Annotated in this window: 19 protein-coding genes; 13 read left to right on the forward strand and 6 right to left on the reverse strand. The window is 62.1% G+C overall.

The features are described from left to right. Positions 1-88: 88 nt before the first annotated feature. Entirely contained in the window at positions 89-886 is a 798-nt protein-coding gene (locus EB233_RS18905; protein ID WP_064988609.1) for a YdcF family protein, read from the forward strand. On the opposite strand, the gene EB233_RS18910 is transcribed toward EB233_RS18905, so the two are convergent. After that, positions 859-1578, reverse strand: a complete 720-nt coding sequence (locus tag EB233_RS18910; RefSeq protein ID WP_027051906.1) for a DUF599 domain-containing protein — start codon at positions 1576-1578, stop codon at positions 859-861. The two genes, EB233_RS18905 and EB233_RS18910, sit on opposite strands and share 28 nt — an antisense overlap. Positions 1579-1753: 175 nt before the next feature. Between EB233_RS18910 and EB233_RS18915 the strand changes: the two genes are divergently transcribed. The 3 genes from EB233_RS18915 to EB233_RS18925 all read left to right on the forward strand — a co-directional run bounded on the left by EB233_RS18915 (position 1754) and on the right by EB233_RS18925 (position 4650). Then, complete coding sequence (locus tag EB233_RS18915) at positions 1754-3157, forward strand: L-serine ammonia-lyase (RefSeq protein ID WP_064988610.1); 1404 nt, start codon at positions 1754-1756, stop codon at positions 3155-3157. A 77-nt stretch (positions 3158-3234) separates the two neighbouring features. Then, positions 3235-3672 carry a DUF1489 family protein gene (locus EB233_RS18920; protein ID WP_064988611.1) on the forward strand — a complete coding sequence of 146 codons (438 nt, stop codon included), beginning with the start codon at positions 3235-3237 and terminating at the stop codon, positions 3670-3672. 276 nt (positions 3673-3948) lie between these two features. Beyond that, positions 3949-4650: a DnaJ domain-containing protein gene (locus EB233_RS18925; protein WP_064988612.1), complete on the forward strand. Its 702-nt coding sequence runs from the start codon at positions 3949-3951 to the stop codon at positions 4648-4650. Between the two features lie 46 nt (positions 4651-4696). Here EB233_RS18925 and EB233_RS18930 read toward each other — a convergent pair whose 3' ends face one another. Further along, complete coding sequence (locus EB233_RS18930; protein ID WP_027051902.1) at positions 4697-6124, reverse strand: D-alanyl-D-alanine carboxypeptidase; 1428 nt, start codon at positions 6122-6124, stop codon at positions 4697-4699. Between the two features lie 284 nt (positions 6125-6408). Here EB233_RS18930 and EB233_RS18935 point away from each other — a divergent pair, with 284 nt between their 5' ends. The 6 genes from EB233_RS18935 to EB233_RS18960 all read left to right on the forward strand — a co-directional run bounded on the left by EB233_RS18935 (position 6409) and on the right by EB233_RS18960 (position 11746). Continuing rightward, positions 6409-6738 carry a phasin family protein gene (locus tag EB233_RS18935; protein ID WP_010909566.1) on the forward strand — a complete coding sequence of 110 codons (330 nt, stop codon included), beginning with the start codon at positions 6409-6411 and terminating at the stop codon, positions 6736-6738. A gap of 276 nt (positions 6739-7014) precedes the next feature. Further along, a complete protein-coding gene (clpS, locus tag EB233_RS18940) occupies positions 7015-7344 on the forward strand; it encodes an ATP-dependent Clp protease adapter ClpS (RefSeq protein WP_027051901.1) in 330 nt (109 codons plus the stop codon). A gap of 6 nt (positions 7345-7350) precedes the next feature. After that, a complete protein-coding gene (gene clpA, locus EB233_RS18945; protein ID WP_064988613.1) occupies positions 7351-9819 on the forward strand; it encodes an ATP-dependent Clp protease ATP-binding subunit ClpA in 2469 nt (822 codons plus the stop codon). 59 nt (positions 9820-9878) lie between these two features. After that, positions 9879-10508, forward strand: coding sequence for a chloramphenicol phosphotransferase CPT family protein (locus EB233_RS18950; protein ID WP_064988614.1), 630 nt, complete (start codon positions 9879-9881; stop codon positions 10506-10508). A 153-nt stretch (positions 10509-10661) separates the two neighbouring features. Beyond that, the gene (locus tag EB233_RS18955; protein WP_064988615.1) at positions 10662-11399 is read left to right on the forward strand and encodes an AzlC family ABC transporter permease; all 738 of its coding nucleotides are present in this window, start codon (positions 10662-10664) and stop codon (positions 11397-11399) included. Next, positions 11372-11746, forward strand: coding sequence for an AzlD domain-containing protein (locus EB233_RS18960; RefSeq protein WP_244277606.1), 375 nt, complete (start codon positions 11372-11374; stop codon positions 11744-11746). Before EB233_RS18955 ends, EB233_RS18960 begins: the two co-directional genes overlap by 28 nt. Before the next feature lie 12 nt (positions 11747-11758). Here the strand turns inward: EB233_RS18960 and EB233_RS18965 are convergent, their stop codons facing one another. The 4 genes from EB233_RS18965 to EB233_RS18980 form a co-directional block, all read right to left on the reverse strand. Then, entirely contained in the window at positions 11759-12187 is a 429-nt protein-coding gene (locus tag EB233_RS18965) for an HIT family protein (RefSeq protein WP_064988616.1), read from the reverse strand. A gap of 72 nt (positions 12188-12259) precedes the next feature. After that, positions 12260-13486, reverse strand: a complete 1227-nt coding sequence (locus EB233_RS18970; protein WP_064988617.1) for a GNAT family N-acetyltransferase — start codon at positions 13484-13486, stop codon at positions 12260-12262. A gap of 55 nt (positions 13487-13541) precedes the next feature. After that, on the reverse strand, positions 13542-14270 hold the full coding sequence (locus EB233_RS18975) for a glycerophosphodiester phosphodiesterase (protein WP_064988618.1): 729 nt from the start codon (positions 14268-14270) through the stop codon (positions 13542-13544). A 13-nt stretch (positions 14271-14283) separates the two neighbouring features. Continuing rightward, a complete protein-coding gene (locus tag EB233_RS18980) occupies positions 14284-14748 on the reverse strand; it encodes a RidA family protein (RefSeq protein ID WP_064988619.1) in 465 nt (154 codons plus the stop codon). Positions 14749-14886: 138 nt separating this feature from the next. Here EB233_RS18980 and EB233_RS18985 point away from each other — a divergent pair, with 138 nt between their 5' ends. The 3 genes from EB233_RS18985 to rpsB all read left to right on the forward strand — a co-directional run bounded on the left by EB233_RS18985 (position 14887) and on the right by rpsB (position 17018). Further along, positions 14887-15717, forward strand: a complete 831-nt coding sequence (locus tag EB233_RS18985) for a cell envelope integrity EipB family protein (RefSeq protein ID WP_027051892.1) — start codon at positions 14887-14889, stop codon at positions 15715-15717. Between the two features lie 36 nt (positions 15718-15753). Continuing rightward, entirely contained in the window at positions 15754-16032 is a 279-nt protein-coding gene (locus tag EB233_RS18990; protein WP_064988620.1) for a DUF4031 domain-containing protein, read from the forward strand. 203 nt (positions 16033-16235) lie between these two features. After that, entirely contained in the window at positions 16236-17018 is a 783-nt protein-coding gene (gene rpsB, locus EB233_RS18995) for a 30S ribosomal protein S2 (RefSeq protein ID WP_023777441.1), read from the forward strand. Positions 17019-17039 lie beyond the last annotated feature (21 nt).

A 17039-nucleotide genomic window follows, 5' to 3' on the forward strand; every position in this document is an offset into this window, starting at 1 on the left:
ACCGGAATCGGCTTTCGGGAAGGATCATGGGCGAAATCAATTGCTACAGCGTGCTGTGCGCGGCCACACGCGCGCGGCGGGGTGAGCGATGTTCTACTATCTTTCCAAGATCTTCTGGTTTTTCATCCAGCCGCTCAACCTCACGATCTTCCTGCTTCTGGCGGGGCTGATCGCCGGCATGATCGGCAGGCGGCGGATGGCCGTCACCGGCAGTGTTCTGGCGTTTCTGATCCTTGCGCTCTCGGCCTGGACGTCGCTCGGCGCGATGATGCTCAATCCGCTCGAAGAGCGCTTTCCACGGCCGCCGCTGCCGCAAAAGGTCGACGGCATAGTCGTTCTCGGCGGCGGCTTCGAGGGCGGGATCAATCTTGTACGCGGCGGCTATGAATTGAGCAGCGGCGGCGATCGCATGGTCGAGACCGCAATCCTTGCCCGGCGCTTCCCGCAGGCGAAGGTGGTGGTTTCCGGAGGGAATGGCTCACTGTTGCTGGACGGCGAGGGCGATGCCGACACCGCGCCCCGCCTGCTCGTGCCGCTGGGTGTATCGGCCGATCGTCTTATCCTCGAGGACAAGTCCCGCAATACCTATGAAAATGCGGTCTTCAGCCATGAACTTGTCAAACCGAAACCGGGCGAGACCTGGCTGCTCGTGACCTCCGCCTTCCATATGCCCCGGGCCAAGGCGCTGTTCGACAGAGCGGGTTTTCCAACCGTCCCGTGGCCGGTCGACTATCGCACGTCTGGCAAGGAAGGCGTCGGCCTGTTTCGCGACAATCCGGCCGATTCCCTGGAGAATACGACCATGGCGGTTCGCGAATGGATCGGGCTTTTCGCCTATTGGCTTTCCGGCCGCATCGATCAGCCTTTCCCAGCACCGGGCGGCTGACCGATAACGGCGCGCCGCGCCGCCGAGAAGAACTGACGCCGCACCAGCACGGCCAGCAGCAGAAGCGTCGACGCCACGAACACCATCGGATCGACGAACCAGCCGAGATAGCCAATCGAGAAGAACACGCCGCGCAGGCCCGAGTTGAAATGCTTGCCGGCCAGCATGTTCATCTGCGTGGCACGCCATACAGCCGTTTGCGTGACGGCATTGCGTGAGGCTTCGCCATGCGGGATCGGCACGGCGCCGATCAGGATCGAGCAATAGTTGAACAGCCGGTAGGCCCAGCCGAATTTGAAGAAGGAAAAGGCCAGGATCAGAACCAGTCCCAGCACCTTGATCTGGAAGGCCGAGCGCGACGGCGCGCCGCCGAGTGGCAGGTTGCTCAGCACCTCGAGCACCCGGTCGGACGCACCGAGCAAGGCAAAGCAGCCGCCAAGCGCGATCAGCGAACTGGAGGCGAAGAAGGCAGTTCCCTGCTGCAGGCCGCTCATGATGGCGGTGTCGACGATGCGGATTTCGCGCTCGGCCATGGTGCGCATCCAGGCCTCGCGCTGCGCATTCATGGCCATCGTCAACGACATGCGGCTGACCAACCGGCCGTCGGAAGCGAGCGTATGCAGCACCCAGGCGAGGAGGAAAAGGCCCAGCGCCGCTAAATCGGCTGTCGAAAGATCGAGGGAATCGCCCATAAGCCGAATTTATCACATCCGGCGCGGTCGCTTCGATGACTGACATTGCGATCGACGACACAATGTCGCTGCCGGAGCAAACAAGGTCGGCAGGCGCAGCGCCGCGAATTTCAAAAGAGCGGAAACATCCTGGCAATTCCTATATGTAGTCCTCGACGCGACTCCAGGAGACAACGTGTTCCTTTCGGTTTTCGACCTGTTCAAGATCGGCATCGGTCCTTCGAGCTCGCACACGATGGGGCCGATGACGGCTGCCTCGCGTTTCCTGGACGAAATCCTGAATGGTGACTGGCCGCGACCCGCTGGTGTGGGCGTGGATCGCGTTGGCGCCAGCCTGCACGGTTCACTCGCCTATACCGGCATCGGCCATGGCAGCGATCGTGCTGTCGTGCTCGGCCTTGCCGGCCTGACGCCGCAGACCGTCGATCCCGACCAGGCTGACGGAATTGCCAGCCGCATCGCTGCCGAGAAGCGCATTACGCCTCCCGGTCATCCCTCTTATCGGTTCGACCCAGCCACCGATCTGGTGCTCGACCGCAAGACGCCTCTCACCGGCCATGCCAACGGCATGGCGTTCTATGCCTACGATGCCGGTGGCCGTCTGCTGCTCAAGCGCATCTACTATTCGATCGGCGGCGGCTTCGTGGTTTCGGAAGAAGAACTGCAGCGGATGAAGGCCAAGGGGTCCGTGACATCAGAAGGCAAGAAAGTGCCTTATCCCTTCAAGAACGCCGTCGAGATGCTGAAGATGGCGGGCAAGAGTGGTCTTTCCATTGCCGAGATGAAGCGCATCAACGAGGAAACGCAGATGTCGCGCGAAGAGCTCGACGCCGGCCTCGACGCCATCTGGGGTGCGATGAAGGGCTGCATCGACCGTGGCCTGTCGCAGGACGGCATCATGCCGGGCGGGCTGAAGGTGCGGCGCCGTGCCCGGCAGCTCCACGACAAGCTGCAGGAACAGTGGCAACAAAACCGGCCCAATCCGCTGCTCGCCAATGACTGGCTGTCAATCTACGCGATGGCCGTCAACGAGGAGAATGCCGCTGGGGGCCGCGTCGTCACCGCGCCGACCAACGGGGCGGCCGGCACGCTGCCGGCAGTGCTGCGCTACTGGCTGCATTTTCATCCCGAGGCCGACCAGCCGAGCATCCGCGACTTCCTGCTGACGGCGGCGGCCGTCGGCGGCATCATCAAGAGCAATGCCTCGATCTCGGGCGCCGAGGTCGGCTGCCAGGGCGAGGTCGGGTCCGCCTCGGCGATGGCCGCGGCCGGCCTCTGTGCCGTCATGGGCGGCACACCCATGCAGGTCGAGAATGCAGCCGAGATCGCGCTCGAACACCATCTCGGCATGACCTGCGATCCGGTCGGCGGGCTGGTGCAAGTTCCGTGCATCGAGCGCAATGCACTCGGCGCGGTCAAGGCGGTGACGGCGGCGTCCCTGGCGATCAAGGGTGACGGCGTCCACTTCGTGCCGCTCGACGCGGCGATCGAGACCATGCGCCAGACCGGCCTCGACATGAACGAGAAGTACAAGGAAACCAGCCTTGGCGGGCTCGCCGTCAATGTCGTGGAGTGCTGAGGGGCTGGACCGAACTGGCACTGTGGAGAAGTCCGTCAGGCCGTTGACGTCTCGGCGCTCACGACTAACCTTAACGAATGGCTCTCAATCTCCTAAAACTGTGCGTCGGCTGCGACAGCGTCGAGGACCTCGAGGAATGGATCGAGTTCCGTCTCGACGAACGGCGGCGGGCCGCTGAACCGGCCGAACATTGGCACACGACGCGCATGGTGCCGACGCGCGGCGCCGAGATTACCGATGGCGGCTCGCTCTACTGGGTGATCAAGGGCAACGTGCAATGCCGCCAGCTCATCACCGAGATCCGGCCCTTCACCGATGACGAGGGCATTGGCCGTTGCCATCTGATGCTCGATCCGCACGTCGTGCGCACCGATTGGCAGCCGCGCCGGGCTTTCCAGGGCTGGCGCTACCTGAAACCATCGGATGCGCCGCTCGACCTCGGCAAGGGCAAGGCGGGGTTGGTCGAGATGCCACCGAAACTCAGGCGCGAGCTTGCCGATCTGGGTTTGCTATAAGCCATAGCGCGGCGGTATTGCCTGCCGCCTGCGCGGGCTTTTCTGGCCCTCACTCTTGCCTCTTGCTGGACTTGCAAGCGGCTCGACAACGCCACATCTTGAACTCATGCGCAATGAACAGCCGTCGAATTCGGCAAGGGCCACGGAGTTGGGGGGCCATCCCGCAGGGCGGTCCTCTCCCTGTCTCGATGCAGGCCATCATTCCGGCGCAGAAAAAGTGCTGGATGACGTCAGGTGGCTGTCCAGGCGGGCAGGGAACCTGCGGGGCGGTGGGAAATGTTAGGCGCAATTATCGGTCTGGTCGCATTGCTGCTGGTGATGCTCGGGGTAGCATCGGCCTTCCTTCGGGCCGATCCGGCCCGGCTGGCAAGCGGGACCAGAACAATGGGACCGATCCTGCTGGCGCTGGTGGGAGGCGCGGTGCTTCTGGTTGGCCGAAGCGGAATCGGCGGCGTCATTCTGTTCGCGGCAATCGGCTGGTATTTCGCCACGCGTGCGAACCGGCCTGACGTCAGGCCGGAGCCAGGAAAACGCTCGACGGTGCGAACGGCAGCGCTCGAGATGGAGCTGGATCACAATACGGGCGGCCTCGAAGGGCTGGTTCTGGCTGGCCGCCACGACGGCAAGATGCTTGGCGCGATGGGTCTTGGCGAGCTGCAGCATCTCTACCGTGAGCTCTCCGGCGACGCGGAGAGCCGCCAGCTGCTAGAGACGTATCTTGACGGCAGATTTCCCGTCTGGCGCAAAAACACTGAGACGAACGGTGGCGAAGGGCTGGGTGTTGCGCCAGGTCCGGGCGCCATGACTAAGGAGGAGGCCTACAAGGTCCTTGGTCTTGAAGCGGGGGCCGCCGCGGCGGATGTCCGCAAGGCGCACCGCCGCCTGATGCAGCGCCTGCACCCCGATATCGGCGGCACGTCTTTCCTGGCGGCGCGAATCAACGAAGCCAAGGACGTCTTGCTCTCCAATCACAACTAGTCTCCTTCGACGCAAAAAATTTCCGGGAGATATCTTCCACGCTGTCCTATTGCTGGACGGCGTAGCAGGCGATTTTTTTCTTCTTCAAAGCGGTACAGGCTTTCCAGGCGGCATCCTTCGAACCGAAACCGCCAAAGCGGGCGCGGTAGTACGTCTCGCCATCCTTGTCGAAGGCGACGGTGAAGCCCGACGCGTCCGCCAGAATTTTGGGCGCCTGCTTTGTGGTCCTGTCGAGGAAGGCCTGGGCTTCCGACTGCTTCGGCGACGACGCGACCTGTATGGCCCAACCCGACGGCACCGAAGCGGTATTGACCGGATCGACGGCCGGCGGCGTCGGCTCGGCATAGGCGGCGACGACCTGGGCGGTGGCGACCTTCGGCGCGGCGACGATGACCGTCTTCACCTTCTTTGCCGGGGCGACCAGTTTGGGTGTTTCGGCCTGGGCATCGCTGTCGGCGGTGTCATCCTCGGCGACAGTCGCGTCTTCGGTAACGGCTGTATCGTCGGCGCTGGCCACCGCCACCGGCTTGTCGTCCGGGGTCGGGGCGTCGTGTTTGGGCAGGATAACCTTGGCAAGGGCCTTGATCGGGTTGCTGCTGTCGGCCTTGGCAACCAGATCGCCGCCACCGCGCGTCGAGGCCCTCGGCATGTAGGTGTTGATCAGGCTTGCCATCTGGTTGTCGCGGCTGCCGCCCGACGTGCCGCCCATGACAACCGCGACGAGGCGGCGGTTGCCGTCGTTGACCGACGAGACGAGGTTGAAACCGGAAGCGCGGGTGTAACCGGTCTTGATGCCGTCGACGCCCTTGATGCGTCCAAGCAGACGGTTGTGACCGTTGATGCGCTGACGGCCGTAGAGAAAGGAGCGCTGAGAGAAATAGCCATAGTACTGCGGGAAATGCTCCCGCAGGGCGATGCCGAGCGTCGCCATGTCGCGCGCCGTGGTGAACTGGCCGGGGTCGGGCAGGCCGTTGGCGTTGCGGAAGACGGTGCCGTTCATGCCGAGCTGCCGCGCCTTGGCGGTCATCATGCGCGCAAAAGTGGGTTCATCGCCGCCGAGCATTTCACCGAGCGCGGTGGCCGAGTCGTTCGCCGACTTGGTGACGATCGACAGGATCGCGGTCTCGACCGTGACCGAACCGCCCGGCTTCACCCCAAGTTTAGTCGGCGCTTCGGCAGAGGCATGGGCCGAAAACACGACCTGCGAATTCCTGTTGATCTTGCCCTTCGCCATCGCTTCGAAGGTCAGATAAAGCGTCATCATCTTGGTCAGCGACGCCGGATAGCGCCTGCCGTTGGCATCCGCGGAATACAGCACCTTGCCGGTCTTGGCATCCACGACAATGGCCGCTGGCCGTGCTGCCAGCGACGAGGCCACGTCGGCACAAACGAACGTCACCGCCAGGGCGAAGACCATGATCGCTTTGAGGGGGGAAGTGGATTTGGAAACGATGCCCAACAACGCCTGACGCACTGATATTACCCTTGGATTCTTCGTTGCGTTGGAGGCGGCAAAGGGTCCTGCCTCACTTCCAGCCACGCTAGACGGGCAGCGTTACCAATCCGTTTATGGTAACCGCCGCGTTCACCATTTTCTTCGTGCTTGAAACTCACTTTATTTGATTTTTAGCCATTGCCTGCGCAGGCGGGCTCCGCGCCGCGGCGAATATTGACTTTTGTGCGGCGCACAATATATTGAGGTGCATTGCACAAAGGCGCCCCGAAGAAGGACGCCTCAACCGTCAAGGGAATCGTGAAATGACCCAGACCTATGAGGACTTCAGCAAATACGGCAAGGAATTCGCCGACACCGGATTGAAGAGCTTCGCTTCGCTGTCCAAGGGCGCCCAGGCAATCGCCACCGAGGCCGGCGAGTACACCAAGAAGAGCTTCGAAGCGGGCAGCGCCGCTGTCGAGAAGCTGTTCTCGGCCAAGTCGCTGGACAAGGCGATCGAGATCCAGACAGACTATGCCAAGCAGTCCTACGAGGCGTTCGTCGCCGAGGCCACCAAGATTGGCGACCTCTATGCCGAACTCGCCAAGGAAGCCTACAAGCCGTTCGAATCGATCGTTGCCAAGGCGAAGTAATTTCGCTCGACAGTTTCAGATCCGGCCCTTTGGGCCCGGGACAGGACCCGGTCGCGGCAGCGCGGCCGGGTTTTTTCATGTCGATTTCCGCTCTGGGGAGACGTGGGCCTTCACGATTGCGAAAAACAGCCAAGTTGGTCACCTAGCCATATTGTCAGCTAACCAGAAGGGCTTAAAATCGTCCATCGAACACCTACATGTCGAACTCGCATGGGGATTCGAAAGAGGCAGGATTACGTGACGATCGGTTTGACTGCCACGAGACAAGTGGCGCGGATGCAAAACGGCAGCGGCGACGGCAATGAGGCCGGCCGCGGTACGGCCGTCATCACGCGCACCAAAACCAAGACCAAGAAGCCCAGCCTTTATCGGGTCCTCATCCTCAACGACGACTACACTCCGATGGAGTTCGTGGTTCACGTGCTGGAGCGTTTTTTCCAGAAGGACCGCGAAGCCGCCACACGCATCATGCTTCATGTTCACAATCATGGAGTGGGCGAGTGCGGGGTCTATACATTCGAGGTGGCCGAGACCAAAGTGTCTCAGGTCATGGATTTCGCCCGACAGAATCAGCATCCGCTGCAATGCGTGATGGAGAAGAAGTGAGGTAACATGCCGGCTTTCTCCCAAGGCCTGGAAAAGGCGCTTCACCAGGCGCTGACGCTCGCCAATGAGCGGCACCATGAATACGCAACCCTTGAACATCTGCTACTTGCGTTGATCGATGACACCGAGGCCGCCGCCGTCATGCGCGCCTGCAACGTCGATCTCGACGAGCTGAAGCACACTGTTCTCACCTATATCGACACCGAGCTCGACAACCTGGTCACCGGCTACGACGAGGATTCCAAGCCGACCGCCGGCTTCCAGCGCGTCATCCAGCGCGCGGTGATCCATGTGCAGTCTTCCGGCCGCGAGGAAGTGTCGGGCGCCAACGTGCTCGTCGCGATCTTCGCCGAGCGCGAAAGCCACGCTGCCTATTTCCTGCAGGAACAGCAGATGACCCGTTATGACGCGGTCAACTACATTTCGCACGGCATCGCCAAGCGTCCCGGTGCATCGGAGACGCGCTCGCCGCGTGGCGCCGACGATGAGCAGGGCGGCCAGAACGGCGCCGAGCCGCAAGAGGAAGGCGGCAAGAAGAAGCAGCAGCAGGATGCCCTGACCGCTTATTGCGTCAACCTCAACAACAAGGCCAAGGCCGGCAAGATCGACCCGCTGATCGGTCGCGAGAGCGAGATCAACCGCACCATCCAGGTGCTGTGCCGCCGCTCCAAGAACAATCCGCTCTATGTCGGCGACCCCGGTGTCGGCAAGACGGCGATCGCCGAAGGTCTGGCCAAGCGCATCGTCGAGGGCGACGTTCCCGAAGTGCTGCTCAACGCCACCATCTTCGCGCTCGACATGGGCACGCTGCTGGCCGGCACGCGCTACCGCGGCGATTTCGAGGAACGGTTGAAGCAGGTCGTCAAGGAACTCGAGGACTACCCTGGTGCCGTGCTGTTCATCGACGAGATCCACACCGTGATTGGTGCGGGTGCCACGTCGGGCGGCGCCATGGATGCGTCGAACCTGTTGAAGCCGGCGCTGTCTTCGGGTGCGATCCGCTGCATCGGCTCGACCACCTACAAGGAATTTCGCCAGTTCTTCGAGAAGGATCGCGCTCTGGTGCGGCGCTTCCAGAAGATCGACGTCAACGAGCCGACCATCGAGGATGCCATCGAGATCATGAAGGGCCTCAAGCCCTATTATGAGGAATTCCACAAGGTCAAGTTCACCAACGAGGCGATCAAGGCTTCGGTGGAACTGTCGGCCCGCTATATCAACGACCGCAAGCTGCCGGACAAGGCGATCGACGTGATCGACGAGACCGGTGCCTCGCAGATGTTGGTGCCGGAAGCCAAGCGCAAGAAGACCATCGGCATCAAGGAGATCGAAGCGACGATCGCCACCATGGCACGCATTCCGCCGAAGACCGTTTCGGCTGATGACGAGAAGGTGCTGCAGGGCCTCGACATCGAGTTGAAGCGCGTCGTCTATGGCCAGGATACCGCCATCACCGCGCTGACCTCTGCGATCAAGCTGGCACGTGCCGGCCTGCGCGAACCGGAGAAGCCGATCGGCTCGTATTTGTTCTCAGGCCCGACCGGCGTCGGCAAGACCGAAGTGGCAAAGCAACTCGCCGCCTCGCTCGGTGTCGAACTGATCCGCTTCGACATGTCGGAATATATGGAACGCCACACCGTCTCCCGGTTGATCGGCGCGCCTCCCGGCTATGTCGGCTTCGACCAGGGTGGCCTGTTGACCGACGGTGTCGACCAGCATCCGCACTGCGTGCTGTTGCTGGACGAGGTCGAGAAGGCGCATCCGGACCTGTTCAACATCCTGTTGCAGGTGATGGACCACGGCAAGCTGACCGACCACAACGGCAAGCAGATCGACTTCCGCAACGTCATCCTGATCATGACCACCAATGCGGGCGCATCCGATGCGCAGCGCGCGGCGATCGGTTTCGGTTCGACCAAGCGTGAAGGCGACGATGTCGAGGCGATCAACCGGCTGTTCACGCCGGAATTCCGCAACCGTCTCGATGCGATCATCCCGTTCGGCTCGCTGCCGGTGCCGGTCATCCATCAGGTGGTGCAGAAGTTCGTCATGCAGCTCGAGGCGCAGCTCTCCGAGCGTGGTGTGACATTCGACCTGTCGCCGGAAGCGATCGCCTGGCTCGCCGACAAGGGCTATGACGAGCGCATGGGCGCGCGGCCGCTCGGCCGCGTGATCCAGGAGCACATCAAGAAGCCGCTGGCCGACGAGGTGCTGTTCGGCAAGCTCAAGAAGGGCGGCACGGTGCGCGTCACCGTCGAGAAGAAGGAAACCGGCGAGACCGGCCTGAAGCTCGAGTCGCTGGCCGACGAGGCGCCGGTGACGCCGAAGAAGGAAGAGCCGGAAGACGCGCCCAAGCCGCCCAAGGCCGTGGCCAAGAAGCCCGCCGCCAAGAAGCTCGTGGCGCAGAAGCCCGAGCCCAAGGGCAAGGATGGCGGCAAGCGCAGCCTGGTCCCGCAACTGCCCCGCAAGGGCTGAGCCTGGCGAAAACCGAGAAGAGCCCCGGAAACGGGGCTTTTTTCATTGGGAGGTGGCGCATGGCTGGTCAGATCATCATCCTCAACGGCGCGCCGCGGTCAGGAAAATCGAGCATCGCCCGAGTCATTCAGGAAAGCTTCGACGGCGCATGGATGAATCTGGGCGTCGACAGCTATGAGCAGATTACGCCGCCGCGACTTCGCCCGGGAATAGGATTGCGTCCTGGTGGCGAACGACCCGATCTCGAAGATTTCGTGCGGCATTTCTATGCCGCGCTCTACGAGTCGATCGCGGCTCATAGCAGGCTAGAGCTCAATGTCGTGGTGGATGTCGGCCATCACGATGGTTACTCGAAACCGCTCGGTATACTGGCGGATTGCGCGCGACAGCTTGCCGGCCTGCCGGTCCTGTTTGTTGGCGTTCGCTGTCCGATCGAGGTTATCATGGAACGGCGCGCAGCCAGCGAGCCGGACAGGGCCTACGTCACCGCCTCGCCTGGTGATCCCGTGCCTTCACCCGTCCGCCTGTGGCAGGAAGAAGTGCACAAACCCGGCACCTACGACCTGGAAGTCGATACGTCGCTGTTGAGCCCGCAGGACTGTGCCGGAGCAATCGAGCAGCGTCTCACCGGGGCACCGCAGCCATCGGCGTTCCAGACCTTGGCGCAATTGCCGATTGACGGACAGTAGAGGTCAGTTCCCAAGCGCCGCGCTAACTTGCTTGTCGCACCTTCGACCAGGCCGGAAGAGGCCGACTACCACCAGTTTCCTGGATCAACGGAAAGACCATACGCGACTTTCGGTGCGGTCGCATCCCGTGGCCGCGCATGCTATGGCCGGCACATGTCTACTTGGCCCCCGGACTCCACAGTGCCTCGTTCCACCTGGTTCCTGCGTGGTGTCGGAGCAGCCTTTTCCCTCCCTGGCCTGATACTCATCAGCTCGTTCATTGGCTTCGCCGCCCTGGCGAAAGATGCCGGGGTCACAGCGACACAGGCCGCTTTCATGACCGGAACGGTGTGGGCACTGCCATCGATGGTAGTGCTGGTGGGCGCGGTCACATCGGGGGCGGCGCTGCCTGCGGCGATGTTGGCCGTCACATTGTCCGCAATCCGTCTGATGCCGATGGTGATGGTGCTGGTGCCCGAGATGCGCACCAGGACAACCCGGCAGCATGTGCTCTATCTCCTCGCGCATTTCGTGGCTGTGACGTCCTGGGTGCTGGCCATGGAGCGCCTGAAGTGCGTTCCGCCTCGCATGCGTACGACTTACTATGCCGGCCTTGGCGCTATGTTGGTGACCACGAACATCATCGTCGTGACGGTCGTCTATGCGGTGGCGGATACGCTGCCGTCCGCCGTTTCAGCGGCGTTGCTGATGTTGACGCCGATGTATTTCCTGACCTCGTTGTGGGGTTCCGCGCGCGAACGGGTAGGGCATGTGGCAATGGTCCTGGGCCTCGCGCTCGGGCCGGTCTTCCACATCTTGGTGCCGCGAATCGACTTGCTGGCCACCGGACTTGTCGGTGGCATGGCCGCCTATGGCTGGCACCTATGGCGGCGCAAGGCGCGCACGGCGTGAGTTATTTTTCCAACGGCGCCTGGTGGTGGCCATACCTGTTCATTCTCCTTGCCGGTTTCGCCGCGACCGATATCTGGCGCTTCCTGGGTGTCTATCTCGGCGGGAAGCTTTCTGAAAATTCAGACCTGTTGGTGCTGGTTCGCACCATGGCGACCGCGCTTGTCGCCGCCGTCATCGGCAACTTGATTGTCTTTCCGGGCGGTGCGCTTGCGCATACGCCGCTTGCCTTGAGAGTAGTGGCGGTGGCCCTGGGCTTCGTCGCCTATCTGGCGTCGGGAAAGCGCATGGTCGTCGGCATTGCCACGGCCGAGTTTCTGCTGCTGGCCGGGCTTTATCTGAACTTTTGACTGCTCGCCACGTCAGCCCGCCAGAGCCGCTCGGATCTTGCCGGCGTGTTCAGCCAGAACTTCCGGTTTCTCCATCTGCCCGGAATGCGGCTTGAGCGGCACACCCTCGAAGCGTGGGATGACGTGAACATGCAGGTGGTACACGGTCTGGCCCGAGGCCGGCTCGTTGAACTGCATCAGCGTGAGGCCATCGGCGTCGAAGGCCTTTTTCACCGCCACCGCCACCTTCTGCACGACCGCGAACAAAGCGCCGAGGGTTGCCGGATCCGCATCGAGCATATTGCGCGACGGCGCCTTCGGCACCACCAGAGTGTGGCCGGTGCCTTGCGGCATCACATCCATGAAGGCGACGACGGCCTCGTCCTCATAGACACGATGAGAGGGAATTTCGCCGCGCAGAATTTTGGCGAAGATGTTGCCGGGGTCGTAAGCTTCGGCCATGGCGGTAGGCTCCGTTTGTGCTCAGTGCCCGGTTTAGCGAAGGCTCGCGTGGGCGGCAAGGCGCGGCGGAACCTACTCGGGGGCCTGGTCCTCGAGATCCTTACGGAACGGGGTATGCTCTTCCAGATATTCGCCCATGCGCTCGACCTCGCGCCGCTCTCGGTTGAGGTAGTCGGCCACCGCGTTGCGCAGGCCGGGATGCGAAATGTAGTGGGCGGAATGCATGGTCACCGGCCGGTAGCCGCGCGCCAGCTTGTGCTCTCCCTGCGCGCCCGCCTCGACCACCTTCAGCTTGCGTTCGATGGCGAAGTCGATGGCCTGGTGATAGCAGACCTCGAAATGCAGGAAGGGGTGATCCTCGATGCAACCCCAGTTACGGCCGTAGAGCGCGTCCGAGCCGATGAAATTGATGGCGCCGGCAATGTAGCGCCCGTTGCGCCGGGCCATCACCAGCAGGATGTCGTCCGCCATGCGTTCGCCGATCAGCGAGAAGAATTGGCGGTTCAGATAGGGGCGGCCCCATTTGCGGCTGCCGGTGTCCATGTAGAAGGCGAAGAAGTCGTCCCAGGCCTTTTCCGTCAGGTCCTTGCCGGTCAGCCAGTCGATCGAGATACCGTCGGCAAGCGCCTCGCGCCGCTCCTTCTTCATCGCCTTGCGCTTGCGTGAGGCAAGCGTGGCGAGGAAGTCGTCATAGGTCGAAAAGCCTTCGTTGAAGAAATGAAACTGCTGGTCCGTGCGATGCAGGAAACCGGCGGCCTCCAGCGTGGCGATGTCGCTTTCCTGGGCGAAGGTGACATGTGCCGAGGACACGCGGAGCTTGTCGGTCACCATCTTGAGGCCGGCCGCCAGCCCGGCCTTCACCGCATCTGGATCCTCGCTCTTGCCGACCAGCAGGCGAGGGCCGGTGACCGGGGTGAACGGCACGGCGCATTGGAGTTTCGGGTAGTAGCGGCCACCGGCGCGCTCGAAGGCATCCGACCAGCCATGATCGAACACATATTCGCCCTGGCTGTGCGATTTGAGATAGCAGGGGACGGCACCCAGCAGCCTGCCTTGCGCACTCTCCAGCCGCAAATGATGTCCTTGCCAACCGGTGCGTCGAACGGCGCAGCCGGAATCTTCCAGCGCGCTCAAGAAAGCGAATGAAACGAGCGGGTTATAGCCGTTTTCCGCATCACCGCGCGTGGTCCCGGCAAAGCCATTCCACTCATCGCTGGTGAACGCGCCGATACCGGCGGCGATGCGGATCGAATAGTCCGCATTTGCTGCTTGCCCGTCGCCATCGTCGCCCTGATCCATGAGGCTTATTTAAGCTCCATCCGGGCCGCTACAAGTCACGTTTCAGACACCCCGCTCAGGCGACTTTGACCAAATCGGGCTCGAACCCTTCGAAAGTCATCTGATCGGCATATTTGAAGGTCAGGTCGATCGCGGGCTGATCGTGCACGGTCCAGGTGATGACGGGCATTTTGAGCTTTTCGCGCACGAAGTTGACGAACGGATTCGGCAGGTCGCCGGCGGCGTAGGAGGTGAAGGAGAGCTCATGCGCCAACATGGAAAAATGCGCTTCGATCAATTTTAGGTCCCTGCCATAGGCGGTCAGACCAGCAGGAATGCCGGGCGCATGTTTCGGGAAATCGCGGATCAGCCAGTGATCGAACGACATGACCGCCGCCTTGCCCTTGTAGCGCTTGAGCATCTTGCCGACGCATGCCACCAGGCCTTCGTCGCGACCGGGAACCCCTTTCAGTTCCACGACCATCGGCACGCGGCCGTCGACGAGGTCGAGCGCTTCCTGCAGCGTCGGCACGTGATCGGATGTGCCGCCAACCTTGAGCGCGGTCAGTTCGGCCGCGCTGCGTTGCCAGACGAAACCGTCCTCTCCGGTCAGTCTTTTCAGGTCGTCATCATGGATGATGATGGGAACGCCGTCCGACGACAGATGCACGTCGCATTCGATGGCGTAGCCGCGTTCGGCCGCGGCCGCGAAGGCGGAAAGGGTGTTTTCCCAGCGCGTCCTGTTCATGTCATGGAAGCCGCGATGGGCAACGGGCCGGGCAGTCAGCCAGGAAAGGTCGGTCATATCAGGCCTTCGCTCATTCGACTTCGAAGATCGCTTCGATTTCCACCGCGGCATTAAGCGGCAGGGAGGCGGTGCCGACGGCGGAACGGGCGTGCTTGCCGCGCTCGCCAAGGGCGGCGACCAGGAAATCGGAGGCGCCGTTGGCAACCAGATGCTGCTCGACGAAGTCGGCGGACGAGGCGACGAAAACCGTGATCTTCACCAGGCGGCGAATCTTCTCGAGATCGCCGATTGCTGCCTTGGCCTGCGCCAGAATGTTGATCGCGCAGTATTTTGCCGCATCCTTGCCGCTTGCCGTGTCGACATCGCGGCCGAGCAGGCCGCTCGCCTGCAGCTTGCCGTCCTTGAGCGGCAACTGCCCGGCGGTGAACAGCAAATTGCCGGTCCGGCAGTAGGGAACGTAGTTGGCGGCGGGTGCGGCGGCGACAGGAAGCGTCACGCCGAGATCACTTAGCCGCTTTTCGATTGTTTCACTCATTGCTTTTCCCTATTGCTGGAAGACGCCGCGCTGGCGGGGCCGAAATTGCTATTTTTGCCTCGCTTCCGCCACGACTTTTTTTAAGCTGGACCATCTTTCCCTGCGGCTTGCCATCAGCCGTGACGATCGGAGTACCTCATGCGCGCAGCGCGCCTTGCATTCCACGCCGTTCTGTTGTCCGCGGCCTTGCCGATAGTCCCCGCTTTCGCCGTGCCGGCGCTGCAGGCGCATCGCGCCGTGTATGACCTCACCCTCAACAAGGCTTCCGACCGCTCCGGGATAACAGGCATATCCGGTCGCATGGTCTACGAATTCAATGGCTCGGCCTGCGAAGGCTATACGGTAAAATTCCGGTTCGTCACCCAGATCGTCACCAACGACAATACGAGACTGACCGACCAGCAGACGACGACTTTCGAGGATGCCGAAGGCAAGACGTTTTCGTTCGTGACCAAATCCTTTGTCGACCAGAACCTCGACAAGGAGGTCAAGGGTATGGCCACGAAAGACGCAAAAGGGCTCAAGGTCGATATCGACAAGCCGGAAAAGAACAGTCTGCAACTCGCCGCGACCCAGTTTCCGACCCAGCATCTGGTCGAACTGATCGGCAAGGCCGAGAAAGGCGAGAAGTTCTACCAGACAAACCTGTTCGACGGCTCCGAGGACGCCAACAAGGTGATGACGACCACCGTTGTCGTCGGCAAGAAGACCGAGGCCGACAAGGCCGACCCGGAAGCTCCGGCGCTGGCCAAGCTCGCCACCGACAAATACTGGCCGGTCGACATCGCCTATTTCGACGACAGCGCCCAGAACGGCGAAGAAGTGCCGGAATACCGGATCAGTTTCAAGCTGCATGAGAACGGCATCACCCGCGATCTCACAATGGACTATGGCGACTTCTCGATGACCGGCAAGCTGGTCAATCTGTCGCTGTTCGACCAGACAAAGCCTTGCCCGGTATCGAAATAGCAGGCTTGCGAAACTGAGCTGGCCACGGCGGGCTTGATGGCAGTCTACGTCGATGCGGCGATCTGGAGGTGGGCCGGCCACCGCTGGTGCCACCTGATGGCCGACGACACCGACGAGTTGCATCGTTTCGCCGCGGCTCTTGGCGTCAAGCGCTCATCCTACCAGGGACCGCCCAGGACATCGGCGCCGCATTATGACATAACCGGCTTCGAGCGCGACCGCGCGGTGCGGCTTGGCGCCATCGAATGCAGCCGCGAGGAGATCGTCGCGATCTTCCGGCGAGTAAGGGTGCCCAACGGCAAGAAGAAGCGCTGAGGGCGAGGCGCGGATCGTCGCACGCAACCGTGCGCACGCCAAAGCGCTTGCGTTTACGGCGCTTCCCCTCTATACGCCGGCTCATTCCACACACGGACTTTGGTGTCTGCCCGGGAGAAATCCGGCTGAAACCTCCGGTGGCGTTCGAGGACTTTGTCCAAAAATGCCTGTGTCCGTGGAGGCTAACCGGAAAGGAAATGAGAATGGCACTGCCTGATTTCAGCATGCGCCAGCTTTTGGAAGCTGGCATTCACTTCGGCCACCAGACCCACCGCTGGAACCCGAAGATGGCGCCTTACATCTACGGCGCTCGTAACAACATCCACATCATCGACCTCTCGCAAACGGTGCCTTTGCTGCACCAGGCGCTGAAGCAGGTTTCCGATACTGTCGCCAAGGGCGGCCGCGTTCTGTTCGTGGGCACCAAGCGCCAGGCGTCCGACATCGTTGCCGATGCCGCGCAGCGTTCGGCCCAGTATTATGTCAATTCTCGTTGGCTCGGCGGCATGCTCACCAACTGGAAGACGATCTCGAACTCGATCCAGCGCCTGCGCAAGCTCGACGAGATGCTGGCCGGCGAGGCTCAGGGCCTCACCAAGAAGGAACGCCTCAACCTCGACCGTGAGCGCGAGAAGCTCGACAAGGCGCTGGGCGGCATCAAGGATATGGGCTCGACGCCCGACCTGATGTTCGTGATCGACACCAACAAGGAAGCGATTGCCATTCTCGAGGCCAAGCGCCTCGGCATCCCGGTCGTCGCTATCATCGATTCGAACTGCGACCCGGACAAGATCGACTTCCCGATCCCCGGCAATGATGACGCCGCGCGCGCCATCCAGCTCTATTGCGACCTGATCGCCAAGGCCGCCATCGACGGCATCGCCCGCCAGCAGGGCGCGCTGGGTGTCGATATCGGCGCTTCGGTCGAAGCTCCGGTCGAACCAGCTCTCGATCCGGCTCCGGCATCGGAAGCCCCCGAGGCTTGATAATCGAAGGCCGGACACGGC

Origin of the sequence: Mesorhizobium erdmanii, from assembly GCF_013170725.1 — a bacterium.
Classification (GTDB): Bacteria; Pseudomonadota; Alphaproteobacteria; order Rhizobiales; family Rhizobiaceae; genus Mesorhizobium; species Mesorhizobium erdmanii.